This window comes from Helicobacter sp. 12S02232-10 (assembly GCF_002272895.1).
Taxonomy (GTDB): Bacteria; Campylobacterota; Campylobacteria; order Campylobacterales; family Helicobacteraceae; genus Helicobacter_J.
Window position 1 is genome coordinate 13385 of sequence record NZ_MLAQ01000004.1, and the last position, 14739, is coordinate 28123.

Below are 14739 nucleotides of genomic sequence, written 5' to 3' on the forward strand. Positions count from 1 at the left end.
TCTCACTTGTTTTTGTTTTCCAATTGCTGTTTGCGTATTTCAATGTCTTTAAAAGTTAAATTTTTTTCATCAATGATTTTCTTTATTGAGGTCGGGGCTTTTTGAAGTAAGTCTGCGATGTCTGCTATCTCACAGCCTTTTTTATAGTAATTGAGGATATCTTGTCTTTCACTTTTTGTGATGTATCCGTATTGCTTGATTTTATTGAATTTATTGACTTTGCTTTTTCCTCCGATAAAAGTAATAAAGTCCTTTTGAACATTGATAATCTCATCTTTTAGACTAAATTTCTCATCTTGCAATAAATCAATTTTTACAACGTGATAACTACTGGTAAAAGCTTTAAATTCTTTGATTTTAAAATCAAAGAATTTATCATTAATGATGACTATATTATTATCCATTATAAGTTCCTTTTTGGATTTTGTATGTTTTTAAGGTCAGTGGATCTTGATTGTTAATTTCTTCAGACTTAGGATTTTTATTGAGTTCTTTTAGTTTTTTAATATCTTCAAAGCAAGCACACGGAGATTGATACATTTCGTAGTATTTATCACTGCAAGCATTAAAACTAATGAAACTAATCATTGTTATGGTAAATAAAAGCAGTTTTGCTGTCATTTTGACGGGTTTTATGGATTTTATTTGTTTGAATTTCATTTTTTATCTCCTTTGCCAAAAGCTTTAGCGATTTGACTTGTTCCAAATGAGACACCTTTAGTAATCCCGTTTCCTAAGCTTTCTCCTATTTTGCTTCCTGCTATCTTCGTCCCTAATCCTGCAGTTACCATATTCAATCCTGCTCCTGTCAAACCTGTTGCTAAGCCTTTCCAACCGCCTCCACCTTTTTCTGACCCTGCTTTAAACCCTGATTTGGCAGCTCCGATTAAGCCTCCAGCGACTGCTCCGGCAGCTCCCATAGCCATTTTGCTCATTTCTCCCATTCCCTGTACGCCTGTGCTTGTTCCAAAAATGGCATCGATGATACCGGGTATTTTTTTGATGAGTAAAAGACATAAAAAACACATAATCAAAATCATTGCTAAGACAGCACTGACTTGTGCATTTTGCGTGACTCCATTTACAACAGTGCTGACTATTCTCTCTTTTATATCAGCTTGTAAAGGCATATACTTTATGAGTTCATCTATCATTTTGAAATTAAGTGTTGCTAAAAGCAGGATTAATGGTTGATAAAAAGTAAGTGAGAGGATTTTTTTAATATAAGTATAGGCTAAACCTCTTGTTTGAGAAAAGAATACGAGTGGCATAATTAAAAGCGCAAAGGCTTTATAGATAGTGATTTCAATAAAAACAATAAAAACAAAGTAGCAAGTCATTAAAATAAAAAGAATTTCAATAACAGCAATGGCGAGTGTTAAGATAATAGGGATTATGAATGAAAAAAAATTCCACGCTCCAATACCTTTAAATACTCTGGAAGTCAATATTTCTATGGCATTAAAAATTTTTTGAATTAAAACACTGATTTGATTTTGAGAAGTTACATTGGCTTGATTGGTATTGCTTGCTCCTGTAGTCTGAACCGCATTGCTGATTTTATTTGAGAGATAAAACAAAATTTCATTAAAAGCTTCATTAAATTGTTGGGGGTATTCTTTTGACCAGTTATAAACGCCAAGAAAACAAATAAAGATGATTAATTCGATAGAGGTTTTAAATTCAAATAATTCATTGCTTTTAAGTTTTTTGATGAAAAAAAGCAAGATAAGTAGCATTGTAATTGTGTTGATGATCAGTTGTGTATGCAAAAAATCAGAAAAGTTTTTTGCCATACTTTCTGTAAAATTATTTAAAAGGCTATTAAAAATACCTGCAAGGATTTCAAACAGATTAGTTTTAGAATCCATTCAAAAACCTTTCTTTATAATCTGTAGAATATTTTTCTTTAAGTGTTTTAAGCTTTTGAACCGAATGGCTAGATGAACTTAGAATATTTAAGTAGTTCCCCAATTTGGCTAAATTCACATCTAAAATATTAGAAGTCCCATCAAGCATATTTTTTAAAAGGATTTTCCTGTCTCTTGCATTGGCTGTAGTTAAAAAACTTTCTTCGGCTTCTGTCAGGTTAATCCCGTATTTTTTGATTCTTTCAATATCTCTTGTGGGGTATAAAATAATATGTGCCATATTGGCAACCATCGAGGAGGCGTTAGTAATTTCATCAAGCTGTGCGATATCTTGAAATGCTAATGCTAAAACGCCATTGACTTTTCTGACTTGTGTGAGTGTGAGAATGATTTTATCAATCATTGTTTTATTTTCTGTATAGGATTTTGCTTCATCAATAAAGATAAAGAAGCCCTTAGAGTTTTCTTTGGCTTCAAAAATCATTCTGTGGAATAAATATAAAGCGATTAAACTTGCGTCTTGATTGGAATTGGCAATAAAGTCCATATTAATGCAAGTGAGTTGTTTTTCAAAACTTAGGGAATCTTTGAGTTTATTAAAAATCGGATTTTTTAAATAGCGATTGAGTTGCATTTCAATATGTTGGTCAGGTGTTTTTAAAATTGTTTCTGCAATGTCTTTTAATCCAAAAGCTTGTCCTTGTGGGATCAGCATTTCATAGGTATCACTAATTGCTTTTTCAATTGCAGAAATTTTTTCAATATCATCAGCATTGTCTTCATTCAATCTGATTAAGAAACTTAGCCAGCTTGATAAAAAAGCAATGTTTTCTGCTTTATTTTCAAGCGTAAATGGATTGATATAAAACTCTTCTCATTTTACCATAGAAGAATTTAATAATTGCCTAAAACAACAAATTTGCAACCTATAGCGCTCTAGCAATTTTACCATAGAAGAATTTAATAACTGCCTAAAACTTTTAACCAGTGCATTATAAACCCCGCTTGATTTTAGCATAGAAGATTTTAATAACTGCCTAAAACCAGGGGTGGGATACTAATTGCAAGAGGTCCATTTTACCATAGAAGAATTTAATAACTGCCTAAAACTTTTGCAAGTTGCAAATATCGCTATAAGCATTTTACCTATTTATAAATCTTTACCTCATTATTTTCAATAAAAGACTCTTTAAATAGCTTGACATATTCTCTGATTAATTTATCTTGGATTTAATAATTCTTTTTATGGCAGAATAAAGGTTTAAAATCAAGAATCAAGAGAATGGTTTAGCTAATTATTAAAATCTTCTGCGATAGAATGTTGTAATTGACGACTTAGTGGATAGAAATTTTAATATTTTTTGTAATACTCCCAATATACGGTATCTTAATTTAATAAGACTTTCTTCGCTATTAAGCTTACTTAACGAATAAAAATAATCCAGTCCTCTTCTTATTTCTTGTACTATCTTCCCATTAAGACGATTTAGCTAATTACAATCCGTAAGATAATCATGATTATATTTTTTAAGCTCAAAATAAGATATTAAACAACCATATTTAAAATTTTTTCATTAGTACACTGTTGTTTTTCATCTATAAAATATTTTTCACTTCATTCTATCAATCGGTTCATTTCTAGGTTATTAATATTTTTTAATAAGTCTTTATAATCCATTAAAAATCTTTCAAAATTAATTTTATAATTATTAAATTAGATTTAGCTTCTTAAAAATATATAAAATTTTGATTGTATAGATACTATATTCTTGCTTTCCTAATATGTATAAAGTATGTCAATATTTTATTTTTTGTCAATAAAATCAATATGAGCAGTATTAGACTTATTTTTATTTAAATTCTCTAATTAATGATTTTAAATATATGTAATTTAAATTTTTATTTAAAAGACAAGACATTGCACATAGTTTTAACACTCTGAAATTCTCGGGGAATTATCCCTTAAATCTGATTGCAGATTTAAGTGGCAAGGCTAAAAGTATTATAAGGTTCTTAAAAAGAAAGGAGCAAATAAGCCGGATATAAAGTACATAAGAACAAGATGATTGCAGTTTATTTTGAAAAGATATTTGATTAACAGAATTTTTATTTAAGGGTAAAATGGTTGCCAAATCAGTAGTTATATGATTTATATAAATGATTCATATTGTCGGTAGTTATGATGATATCAGATAATTCCAATCCACCATAAGTTAACTTTATTTTCTATTCTTTTATTGCTACTTGATACCTGAATCTATTTGAAATTTTATTATTTTATTTCTAAAATACTATTGATATGAATAATGAAAATTTAACAGATGTAGAAATGAGGATATTTATTTTTTGGGCAAATGGGAAAAGAATGATATTGTGGCTCCGGATGTAGGATTCGAACCTACGACCAAGCGGTTAACAGCCGCCTACTCTACCGCTGAGCTAATCCGGAATATTTGAAATGCTTTAGTATTGAGAGGTGAAATTATAAGTTATTTTAAATGATAAGTCAAGTCAATTTACAAAGAATTCAAGCCTATAATCTAGCGTGTGCCTTGGATTTAAAAAAGCCTTTGAGATCATAAATAACCCCATTTTTGCTTAAGAGTGTGCAAGGATCGATATTTTTGAATTCAGTATGGGCGACTGCGAGTATAATCCCATCATATTGTATTTGTTTTTGATCTAAAGAATGGAAATTTAAGGTTTTAAAGCCGTATTTTTTATTGACTTCCTCTTTATTTGCAAGCGGATCATAGATATGCACATTACAGCCAAAGTCAAGCAACTCTTGCCTGACTTCAGGAACCTTAGAATTCCGGATATCGGGGCAATTTTCTTTAAAGGTGATCCCTAAAATTAAGATATTGGCATTTAATGCCCCAATAGCATTTTTTGAGAGCAATTTGATCATTTTTTGGGCGATAAAAGCAGGCATAAGGTCATTGACATACCTTCCAGCAGCTATGATTTTTGGATGGTATCCAAAAGATGCGGCAATATGAATGAGATAGTAAGGATCAACTCCAATGCAGTGTCCTCCAACAAGTCCGGGAGTGAAAGGCAAAAAATTCCACTTTGTGCCTGCAGCCTTAAGCACTTCGCGTGTATCAATGCCAAGGCGTTCAAAAATAATGGCAAGTTCATTCATAAAGGCGATATTGAGATCTCTTTGAGCGTTTTCGATTGCCTTGGCAGCTTCTGCAACTTTGATAGAGGGGGCAAGATATGTTCCGGCAGGAATGATAGAGGCGTAGAGATTATCAATTTCACAAGCGATTTTGTCTGTGCTTCCTGAAGTGATTTTTATGATATTTGTAAGTGTATTTTTAGGATCTCCGGGATTGATTCGTTCAGGCGAGTAGCCTACAAAAAAATCTTGATTAAAAATAAGTCCGCTTATATTTTGCAAAATTGGAACACAATTATTTTCGGTGCAAGTCGGATAAGTCGTAGATTCATAGATGACAATATCTCCTTTTTTCAGAAATCTCCCGACAAGCTCTGATGCTTGAAGTAATGCCGAAATATCAGGTTTTTTATAGGCATCGATGGGGGTAGGGACGGCAATGATGTAGATATGTGCTTTTTTCAGATCGTCTTGTTTTGAACTAAAAACTAGTAAGTTTGCTTTTGTAAAATCTTCAACTTTGGCTTGGAGGTTGGTATCTTTGTGTTTTTGAAGTTCTTTGATCCGTAGAGGGTTTATATCAAAGCCTATTGTAGGATAAATCTTACCGAATTCTAATGCTAGAGGAAGCCCGACATAACCCAATCCGATGATGGCGATGGTCTTATTCATTATTTTTCCTCATATCACGTGTTTGCAGATGAATGCGATTTCATTTTCGCTTAAGTATGGATTCATTGGAAGGCTTAAAATTTTTTTTGAAATCTGTTCGGCAATCTTAAAATCGCCTTTTTGATACCCTAAATAATTAAAGCAAGCCTGAAGATGTAATGGTTTTGGATAGTGAATGGCATAAGGAATGTTATTTTTTTCTAGATTTTTTTCTAGATTTTTTCTATGAGTAGAGAGGATGCAATACTGTGCATATACACTTTCTCTGTCTTTAGGTACTTGAGGCAGTATAACAGGCTTATCTGCAAGGTATTTTTGATAGGTTTTGGCTACTTCTTGACGTCTTATAATTTGGAGGGGGTAGTGCTTAAGTTTGACACGTAAAATAGCTGCTTGAAGCGCATCGAGTCTTGCTCCAAGTCCGATATGAGAGTGTTTATAGCGTTTGTTTTGCCCGTGGATTCTTAAGGATTTGATGGTATCAGCAAGCTCTTTATCATTACAAAATACTGCTCCTCCATCCCCGTAGCACCCCAATGGCTTAGAGGGAAAAAAGCTTGTGGTAATGATTTTGCTAAGATTTTTTTTGTTTTTATGATTTGCTCCAAAGCTTTGCGCTCCATCCTCAATGACGCTTAAGTCATAAGCTTTGGCAATAGAATGGAGTGTGTCTGTCTGTAGGCTTAATCCAAACAAGCTTACAGGCAGTATGGCTTTTGTTTTTTTGGTAATGGCTTTTTGAATGAGATTTGCATCTAAATGGAATGTATGGGGGTCTATATCGACAAAAACAGGTTTTGCACCGATGAGAGCAATCATTTCTGCAGCAGCGATAAAGCTGAACGGAGTAGTAATGATCTCGTCTCCCTTTTTGATTCTAATTGCTAAAAGGGAAAGTAAAATTGCAGATGTTCCGCTTGAACAGGTGATGGCATATCGGTAGCCAAGAAAAGCGCAAAGCTCTTCTTCAAGCGCTTCTACTTCCTCACCCATAATGAAGCGTGAAGATTTTAGCACTCTATTTATTGCTTCTGAAATCTCGCTTTCATATTCTTGGTGGGCTTTACCCAGATTGGCAAAGTCAATTTTCAAGGATTTTTACCTCATTGTTTGTAAGAGTGTATTTTGCACCATCATAGCTGTCAATAGCATTATTTTGAATATCAAAAATCATTTTATTGCCGGCTTTATCTACCCAACCGATCTGTTTGGCAGGAACGCCTGCCATTAATGCAAAAGGTTTTACATTTTCTCTAATGAGTGCGCCTGCGCCTATAAAAGCGTATTCTCCTATGCTGATGCCACAAATGATTGTCGCGTTTGCCCCAATAGAACAACCTTTCTTTAAAAGTGTTTTTTTGTATTCATTTTTTCGCACGATAAAGGCTCTGGGATTATAGACATTGGTAAAAACGGCTGAAGGTCCAATGAAGACATCATCTTCACATTCTACACCTTCATAAATGCTGACATTATTTTGAACCTTGCAATGATTTCCGATTTTGACATTTGGTCCTATGACACAATTTTGTCCAAAAGAGGAATGATTCCCGATAGTCACTCCGCTTAGGATATGACAAAAATGCCAAATTTTGCACTCTTTGCCGATAAAAACATCGGGTTCTATAATGCTTGAGGGGTGGATAAAGTTTTTCATTCCAAGCCTTTTTGGCATAGAGGGTGGTAATCCCCGACAAGTCCTATAGGTGTGGTATTTCTTATGTCGTGAATGATTTGGACACAGGTTCTAGCATCTTCTAGCCCAAAACCTTTTCCATCTAAAATATTTTTATAGCTTGTGGTATGTAAATCTGTGAAGCCATCGCTAAATTCAATCTCTTGATGATCGATAATGATGGAGCGATATGTTTTTTTATCTTGAAATTCTTGGGGAATATGATTGGCGTTGATGGAAAGAAACCACCGGATTCTAGCGTGCTTAAGTTCTAAGTAGCCCCCCATACAATCGGGCTTAGAGATATGAACACTACTTTTTTGAGGAGCGCCAAAAATAAAGCAAAGCATATCAAAAAAATGCACACCGATATTTGTAGCAATTCCTCCGCTTTTGCTTTCATCGCCTTTCCACGAGACAAAATACCATTTTCCTCTGCTGGTCAGATAGGTAAGGGTGATGTCATAAATTTTACTGGGATTATCTTGAAGTTCTTTTTGTACTTGTTCTTTGAGTTTAATAATACTTGGATGGAGGCGAAGTTGCAAGATATTCCAGACTTTTGCCCCACTTTCTTTTTGTATTTCACTTAATCCATCGATATTCCAAGGATTTAAGACCAAAGGTTTTTCACAAATTGCATTTGCGCCATTTCTTAGGGCAAAACGAATATGGCTGTCGTGAAGATAGTTAGGGGAGCAAATCGAAATATAGCCCACACTTTCTTTCTTGCGTCTGAGTTTATTGATATGGCGGTCAAATCGTTCGAATTCGGTGAAAAAGTCTGCATTTGGAAAATAACTATCCAAAATGCCTACCGAATCTTTGGGGTCAAGTGCGCAAACAAGTGTATTGTTCGTATCTTTGATGGCTTTGAGATGTCTAGGGGCGACATATCCTCCAACTCCAATGATTCCAAAAGATATCATAATGTCTCCAAAATTTTTTCTACAATGATTTTCCCTGCATTTCCATTTCCATACAGATCTGATGGGAAGTGTTTTGTAAATAAATAAGGCATATTACCAAAAGATTGAATAATTTTTTCTTTTTCAGCCCCTACTAAAATAGCACATCTTGTTTGGATTAATTCTTCCCATTCACTTTCTTCTCTGAGAATAAAACAGGGTTTTTTAAAAAAATATGATTCTTTTTGCAAACCGCCACTATCGGTAAATACGGCTTGAGAATGCTTTAGAAGCCAAAGGGTTTCAAGATAGCTTACAGGCGGGGTAAAAGTAAGAGGTGCAGAGTTGAGATGAGAGGCATTTAGGGCTTGAAGTGTCCTTGGATGGACAGGGAAGATGACTTGAGTATGAGATGCAATGGTTTTAAGAGCCTCTAAGATAGAGCCTAAACGTTTTGGATTATCTGTGTTTTGGGCGCGATGGAGGGTGGCAAGTATAAATTTTGATTTGATAGAAATCGCAGGTTTTTTTGCATACGGGGCGTAGTGGAGTGCATTATCTTGCATAATGTCCCCGCATAAAAAAATATGGCGTTTTTGCATATTATTTTCTTGTAGAGATGTTTCATTCTCGAGATTGGTAATCGCTTGTTTTGTGGGGCAAAAAAGAAGCGTACTGAGCTTGTCTGTAAAAATACGATTTGTTTCTTCGGGCATCTGAGAGTTGAAGCTGCGCAAACCCGCTTCGATATGGATAATAGGAATACCAAGTTTAAAGCTTGCAAGTGCTCCTGCAAGTGTGGAATTAGTATCGCCATATACAAGGCTTGCATCAGGTTTTTGTCTGTACATAATTTCTTCTATGTCTTTTAGCATTGTTCCTATCATTTTGAAGCGATTTTTTTGCGTGCATTTGAGATGATAAGTAGGTTTAGGGAGTTGTAATTCTCTAAAAAAGATTTCGCTCATTTTTTGATCATAATGTTGTCCAGTATGGAGAATAATTTCTTTTATGATGGGATGATTTTTAAATGTTCTGCTTAGGCAAGCGGCTTTGATAAATTGGGGTCTTGCGCCTAAAATCGTAAGGATTTTCATTGATTTTTTGGAGTTTTGAATGCTTTGGCCACTTGGACAAACTCGCCCACTCCTTTGTCCCAAAGCATTCTTGCGATGAATAAAAAGACATCTTTGTTTTGCGGGGTATTGTTGTCATTAGGTGTAAAATATTCTAGATTAATCCCCTCACTTTCTAACAGAAAAGCCTTTTGGCTTGAAATGATGTTTTTATTGATAAATTCTTTTTTGTCATCAAGATTGAGAAACCAAACTTCTCTGCTTTTTTTGAGAGATATTTGATACATTTTAGAGACTAACGCCCTTAAAATTCTTTTTTTAAAGCTTTTGTTTGTGAAGACATAGCCAAGTCCTGTGATGATATTGATTGTCGGGATTTTTAGTATCCTGCACGCCAAAGAAGCGTAAATAACTGGTTTTATAGTGTAATTAAAACTGATGGCAGGCGAGATGGAGCGAAGGATTTTTTTGATCTGCAAAAAAGTTTGCAAATCTTTTAAGGGGTTGAGTCCTTTGGGATCCATTTTAATGGGATGATGAAAAAAACCCTCTTGGATGAGCTTGTCGCTATAATCGTCTTTCGGGGATAAAATATGGATAATAAAACCCTCATTTTGAAGTTCTTTTAAAACTTCAAGTCTGAAATGATACATTCCAAAAGAAGTATTGGAAGTAAAGCTAAGTTTTTGGGGTTGGATATTAAGCCTGCTTTTGTAGAATGCAATGATTTTTTTTATATCGAATTTTTTGACAAATTCTCCGCCTGATCTACCCATTTTATAGCGTTCTTGCGGGCTTAGATTTAAAAAATATTCTATGGCCTTATTGAGAGAAAGGCTGTCTTTGGGTTGGCATAAGATGCCGTTATCTCCAATAAGGATTCCATCGAATTTATCTTGTTTGGCATTTGCAACCATTTCTTTGCAACCAGGGACTGTAGTTGTAATGATGGGCTTATGGGTTGCCATTGCTTCTAATAATACTCTTGGAATCCCCTCGCGATAGTTACTGGGTAAAACGATGCAAGATGCATTTGCAAGGTATTCTCTCACATCTTCAGTCGTTCCCAAATAGATGATAATGCCTTCTTTTTCCCATTTTGAGATTTGAGTACGCGAAATTGCTGAGGGATTATTTTCATCAGCTTTTCCAAGAAGTTGGAATTCTATATTGCGCATTTAAAATTACCTAGATTCTTATTTTTCCAAAACTAATTAAATAGGTGATCAATCTAATTAAATTTTGCCATCTGAAATGATAGCGTAAAGATAGAAATACTGATTTTATATAAATGCTTGCAGGTAAGGTTTTTTTGGAAAAATTATATTTACTTAAAATTCTATGGGCTTGATAGAAATGCTCTTTTTTAAAAAATCGAGCTTGCATAATCAACATACTTGCAGTTTTATTACCATAACTTTTGATGAAATCTGCATAATTAGGAAAAATTATTTTCAATTCCTCTAATATATCTAAAATATATTCTAAATCTATATATTTTCTATATAAATTTTTTATTGTATTTTGACGCGTTATAGATTGTTCGTTATCACAATAATAATATATTATATTGTCTTGACCATAATAGCTTTGGGCATAAAAACTTGCGACCAATAACAATAACCCGTCTTCAGAAAATAGAAGGGGGTTTTTCACAAAATCTAGTGTTTTGCAGGCTGATTTTAACACTTGAGTAGAAATAATTTTATTCCCTAAACTTTCTGCATCCCTACTTTTGGCAAAAATTTGACGCATTTGATTGTTCCTAAATCTGCCCTTATAGATATAGGGATTAATGCGCTTAAAGGTTTTTGGAAAATGTTGCATTTTGAGGGCTAATATATCAACTTTTTTAACTGTTATGATATTAAGAGCATTTTCACAAGCTTGAGTGTCTAAAAAATCATCACTATCGCAAAACATACAATAAAGACCTTTTGCATATTCTATCCCTGTTTTTCTAGCTTGAAATGATCCTGAATTTTGAATGTGATATAAAATAGTAATTCTTAAATCCTTACTTGCATATTCTTGGGCTATTTTAATAGAGTCGTCATTTCCACAATCATCTACAACAATAATTTCTATTTCTTTTAAGGTCTGATGGATGCAAGAATCCAAACATCTGCGAATATATTTTTCAGCATTATAAACTGGGATAATGATAGAAATTTTAGGCTGCATATAACTCTTCTTGAGGGAAGAGCAAAGCAGTTTTTATTTTATATGCCCCCCCCCCCTTACGAGAAATTTTATCGCTATGGATAAAATCTGCTAAGATTTGTACAATTTTTTGACTTGAATGCCCATCTCCATAAGGATTTTTTATCTTTGCAATTTTGTCATATAGCTTTGAATCATTTAAGAGTTTAAAAGATTCTTCAAAGATTTTTAAGCTATTTGTCCCTACCAATTTTAATGTGCCCGCTTCAACCCCTTCAATTCTTTCGGTTGTATCACGCAAGACCAAAACTGGCTTACCAAGACTAGGCGCTTCTTCTTGAATGCCACCACTATCAGTAAGGATAAGATCACAGCGATTTAAGAGATTGTGAAAATCAACTACGTCCAAAGGAGGAATGATTTTGATATTTTTTAAGTCGTTTAAAATTTTTTTTGCAATTTTTTGAATGATAGGGTTAGGATGAATGGGGTAGATGATTTTTAGGTTTGGCATTGCTTCAAGAAGCATTTTAACAGCCTTAAAAATATTTTCTAAGCCTTGCGGGATATTCTCTCTTCTATGTGCAGTTAAGACAATAAGCTTATCCTTTCCAATCCACTCAAAAATCAAAGAATGATAGTCTTTTTTAATAGTTGTTTTTAGAGCATCAATGGCCGTATTTCCTACGACAAAGATATCTTGAGGATTTTTTTGTTCATTGATAAGATTTTGCCTGCTTAATGGGGTAGGGGCAAAGTGTAAGTTTGTGATTAAACTGATTGCTTGGCGATTAAATTCCTCAGGGAAGGGGGCTTTAATATTATAAGTGCGTAATCCTGCTTCAATGTGTCCTATAGGTATCTGGTGATAAAAGCAAGCTAGGCTTGAAGCAAATGAGGTTGAGGTATCTCCGTGAACCAAGACAATATTTGGCTTAAAGTTTTGAAAAATCTGCTCAAGGGCTGTGAGAATTTTTATGGTAACAGACTGAGGAGTTTGATTTTTGGTGGCAATGCAAAGATTATAATCTTCTTTAAGTTTAAAAATTTTAAGTATTGGATTGACCATATCTTTATGTTGGCCACTTAAAATCACAATCGTGTCAAAACTTTGATTCTGCTTGAGTTCTTTGATAAGTGGACACATTTTGATTGCTTCGGGTCTAGTTCCAAAAATTGCACAAATAATAGGTTTTTTAAAAAAATTAGGAGAAAAACTTTGATAGATAGAAAAAAGTCTTTGCTCCATTACTTCCCAAGAATAAAATTCTTTATAGATTTTTTTTCTTCTAACTGCTTTTTCCTCATTATCAGTTTTACAACATTCTCTTATGGCAGTTTCTAAATTTTGCATAGAAAATTCGATGACCTCTCCGATTTGATATTTTTGAATGATTTGACTCATTCCTGTATTCTTAATCATCACGGTAGGTTTCCCAAGGAATAGCGATTCGTAAAATTTATTAGGTGCAGCAAATTGATGATTTTTTATAGTTGGTTCATAGAGTGCTGGTATTACATCGCATTTTTGTTCCAATTCTAATGTAACTTCATAAGAAATCTTTCCATAAAACAGAATATTTGAATATTTTTGGGCGTATTGTTTTATTTTGGACTCTAAAACTCCAAATCCTGCAATATGGAGTTCAAAATCTTTATTGCAAGCAACCATTTCAAGAAGCTCTGATAGATAACGACCTTCTTGAAATATACCAACATAGGCAATTTTGATTTTATTAGCATTTAATTTGCCAAGAGTGTCTTGATGTTTAAAATCAGAAGGTGAATTATGAATAATAACAAGTTTTTTTGGCTTTGCAGGCAATATCTGAACTTGTCTTTCTTCAGAACAGAGGATGCATACTTCGGCTTTATTGATAATCAAAGTATCAATTTTTTTTATTAAAAATTTAATTTTTTTTGGCACGCTGTAAGCATCAATATAATAATCAAAAATATCATAAATGAGTATTTTTTTGAAAAATATTGATGCGATAAATGCCACAAAAGCTGTATCAAAGTCACAGGCGTGAAAACAATCAAAATTTTTGTGATTTTTGAATAAATAAAGAAATGCTTTGATTTGAAATTTTAAAAATGGAAAGACATTTTTTATTCCTCCTCCATAGCTCGCTTTTATCCCTATTTTTTCAATCAGTACATTTCCATTTTTAAGATTTTGAATTGAAATTGAATCCGTTTGACTGCCCCTATCCCAAGCTAAAATCTTGATTTGAGTGTTGGCTTTTAAGAGAGAATTAACTTCTTTTAAAACTTTAACATCGGGATTGCAGGGATTGGAGCGCATAAAAAGGATTCTGAGAGGTTTTTGAGCAGAAAAGAGAGGATTTTGCATCATTGCTTTTTTGCACCAAATTTTACCCTTGCAAAATTTCTGTATTTTTTAGGCAAGAGGTTGCGTAAAATTGTTCGTGGAATATTCCAAAATATATATTTCGTTCCAAGCATAATAGGATAAAGTTTATTGTATTTGTAACCGATTGTGCAGAATTCTGAAAATATTTTCCAAGATAAAGAACTTGAAATGCCTTCTAGATTGAAATCGCAAACCACGATTTCAAATTTTTGAAATTTATGACCAAGATGATAGATTTTTGTAAAAAAATCTGAATCAGCAGCAATTTTAAATCGAGTATCATAAGGATAAATTTTTTGGATTTTAGTATTAATAAATGCAGATTGGTGGTTGAGATTGAAACGATGATGGCATTTATAATTGTTTGGTGCGCTTTTTACAATTTTGGAATGTTTTGTGTCAAAAATAATCCGCACATCTCCATAAAACACGCTTATTTTTTTATCAGATAATTTTTGATATTCTCTAAATATTTCTTCTATAGTAGTATTTTTATGAAAAATATCCCCACTATTCATAAAATTACACCATTCGCCATTGGCAAACTTCATTGCTTTGTTCATTGCATCATAAACACCTTTATCTTTTTCGCTGACAAATTTTGTAATAGAGTGTTTGAAACAGGCAGGCTTGGTATCTATATAGTTCTGAATTATTTCTTTTGTGCCATCAGTGCTGTCTCCATCAATAATAATGTATTCTATGTTTGGATAGGTTTGTGAAAGAATTGATTCAATGGTTTGAGCTATATGAGCAATATCATTATAAACGACGGTGATAATTGAAACCTTGATGAATTCTTCAGTTTTAGGCATATTTTTTGATCCGGATAAATATCTTGAATTTTGTGCATTATAGCATAATTTGGTG

13 protein-coding genes, 1 tRNA gene and 1 CRISPR repeat array are annotated in these 14739 nt (G+C 33.3%); all 14 genes read right to left on the reverse strand.

Going from position 1 to position 14739, the window contains the following annotated elements:
- Positions 1 to 2 precede the first annotated feature (2 nt).
- The 14 genes from BKH41_RS04125 to BKH41_RS04185 all read right to left on the reverse strand — a co-directional run bounded on the left by BKH41_RS04125 (position 3) and on the right by BKH41_RS04185 (position 14684).
- Entirely contained in the window at positions 3 to 404 is a 402-nt protein-coding gene (locus BKH41_RS04125) for a helix-turn-helix domain-containing protein (RefSeq protein ID WP_095297272.1), read from the reverse strand.
- Positions 397 to 660: a hypothetical protein gene (locus BKH41_RS04130; protein WP_095297274.1), complete on the reverse strand. Its 264-nt coding sequence runs from the start codon at positions 658 to 660 to the stop codon at positions 397 to 399. Before BKH41_RS04130 ends, BKH41_RS04125 begins: the two co-directional genes overlap by 8 nt.
- A complete protein-coding gene (locus BKH41_RS04135) occupies positions 657 to 1871 on the reverse strand; it encodes a type IV secretion system protein (protein WP_095297276.1) in 1215 nt (404 codons plus the stop codon). Before BKH41_RS04135 ends, BKH41_RS04130 begins: the two co-directional genes overlap by 4 nt.
- Positions 1861 to 2658 (reverse strand): VirB4 family type IV secretion system protein, encoded by a 798-nt coding sequence (locus tag BKH41_RS09640; protein WP_143428703.1) that lies wholly within the window; start codon positions 2656 to 2658, stop codon positions 1861 to 1863. Before BKH41_RS09640 ends, BKH41_RS04135 begins: the two co-directional genes overlap by 11 nt.
- 89 nt (positions 2659 to 2747) lie before the next feature.
- A CRISPR array of direct repeats spans positions 2748 to 2981; the repeat unit is 36 nt; unit sequence ATTTTACCATAGAAGAATTTAATAACTGCCTAAAAC.
- 1264 nt (positions 2982 to 4245) lie between these two features.
- A tRNA-Asn gene (locus BKH41_RS04140) sits at positions 4246 to 4320 on the reverse strand.
- Positions 4321 to 4404: 84 nt separating this feature from the next.
- Positions 4405 to 5670 (reverse strand): nucleotide sugar dehydrogenase, encoded by a 1266-nt coding sequence (locus tag BKH41_RS04145; protein ID WP_095297278.1) that lies wholly within the window; start codon positions 5668 to 5670, stop codon positions 4405 to 4407.
- 9 nt (positions 5671 to 5679) lie between these two features.
- On the reverse strand, positions 5680 to 6762 hold the full coding sequence (locus BKH41_RS04150; protein ID WP_095297280.1) for a DegT/DnrJ/EryC1/StrS family aminotransferase: 1083 nt from the start codon (positions 6760 to 6762) through the stop codon (positions 5680 to 5682).
- The gene (locus tag BKH41_RS04155; protein ID WP_095297282.1) at positions 6752 to 7327 is read right to left on the reverse strand and encodes an acyltransferase; all 576 of its coding nucleotides are present in this window, start codon (positions 7325 to 7327) and stop codon (positions 6752 to 6754) included. The genes BKH41_RS04150 and BKH41_RS04155 overlap by 11 nt, the downstream gene beginning before the upstream one ends.
- Positions 7324 to 8274 carry a Gfo/Idh/MocA family oxidoreductase gene (locus BKH41_RS04160; RefSeq protein ID WP_095297284.1) on the reverse strand — a complete coding sequence of 317 codons (951 nt, stop codon included), beginning with the start codon at positions 8272 to 8274 and terminating at the stop codon, positions 7324 to 7326. The genes BKH41_RS04155 and BKH41_RS04160 overlap by 4 nt, the downstream gene beginning before the upstream one ends.
- Entirely contained in the window at positions 8271 to 9413 is a 1143-nt protein-coding gene (gene wecB / locus BKH41_RS04165; RefSeq protein WP_257875401.1) for a UDP-N-acetylglucosamine 2-epimerase (non-hydrolyzing), read from the reverse strand. The genes BKH41_RS04160 and wecB (BKH41_RS04165) overlap by 4 nt, the downstream gene beginning before the upstream one ends.
- On the reverse strand, positions 9347 to 10507 hold the full coding sequence (locus BKH41_RS04170) for a glycosyltransferase (RefSeq protein WP_095297287.1): 1161 nt from the start codon (positions 10505 to 10507) through the stop codon (positions 9347 to 9349). The genes wecB (BKH41_RS04165) and BKH41_RS04170 overlap by 67 nt, the downstream gene beginning before the upstream one ends.
- A 10-nt stretch (positions 10508 to 10517) precedes the next feature.
- A complete protein-coding gene (locus tag BKH41_RS04175) occupies positions 10518 to 11513 on the reverse strand; it encodes a glycosyltransferase family 2 protein (RefSeq protein ID WP_095297289.1) in 996 nt (331 codons plus the stop codon).
- A complete protein-coding gene (gene wecB, locus BKH41_RS09645; protein ID WP_143428704.1) occupies positions 11503 to 13851 on the reverse strand; it encodes a UDP-N-acetylglucosamine 2-epimerase (non-hydrolyzing) in 2349 nt (782 codons plus the stop codon). The genes BKH41_RS04175 and wecB (BKH41_RS09645) overlap by 11 nt, the downstream gene beginning before the upstream one ends.
- Positions 13848 to 14684 carry a glycosyltransferase family 2 protein gene (locus BKH41_RS04185; RefSeq protein WP_095297291.1) on the reverse strand — a complete coding sequence of 279 codons (837 nt, stop codon included), beginning with the start codon at positions 14682 to 14684 and terminating at the stop codon, positions 13848 to 13850. The genes wecB (BKH41_RS09645) and BKH41_RS04185 overlap by 4 nt, the downstream gene beginning before the upstream one ends.
- Positions 14685 to 14739 lie beyond the last annotated feature (55 nt).

Bases quoted from the DNA above. Each gene is read 5' to 3' on its own strand.
- BKH41_RS04160 (WP_095297284.1), bottom strand. From the start codon at position 8,274: ATGATATCTTTTGGAATCATTGGAGTTGGAGGATATGTCGCCCCTAGA.
- BKH41_RS04170 (WP_095297287.1), bottom strand. From the start codon at position 10,507: ATGCGCAATATAGAATTCCAACTTCTTGGAAAAGCTGATGAAAATAAT.
- BKH41_RS04175 (WP_095297289.1), bottom strand. From the start codon at position 11,513: ATGCAGCCTAAAATTTCTATCATTATCCCAGTTTATAATGCTGAAAAA.
- wecB (WP_143428704.1), bottom strand. From the start codon at position 13,851: ATGATGCAAAATCCTCTCTTTTCTGCTCAAAAACCTCTCAGAATCCTT.
- BKH41_RS04125 (WP_095297272.1), bottom strand. From the start codon at position 404: ATGGATAATAATATAGTCATCATTAATGATAAATTCTTTGATTTTAAA.
- BKH41_RS04155 (WP_095297282.1), bottom strand. From the start codon at position 7,327: ATGAAAAACTTTATCCACCCCTCAAGCATTATAGAACCCGATGTTTTT.
- BKH41_RS04135 (WP_095297276.1), bottom strand. From the start codon at position 1,871: ATGGATTCTAAAACTAATCTGTTTGAAATCCTTGCAGGTATTTTTAAT.
- BKH41_RS04185 (WP_095297291.1), bottom strand. From the start codon at position 14,684: ATGCCTAAAACTGAAGAATTCATCAAGGTTTCAATTATCACCGTCGTT.
- BKH41_RS04145 (WP_095297278.1), bottom strand. From the start codon at position 5,670: ATGAATAAGACCATCGCCATCATCGGATTGGGTTATGTCGGGCTTCCT.
- BKH41_RS04130 (WP_095297274.1), bottom strand. From the start codon at position 660: ATGAAATTCAAACAAATAAAATCCATAAAACCCGTCAAAATGACAGCA.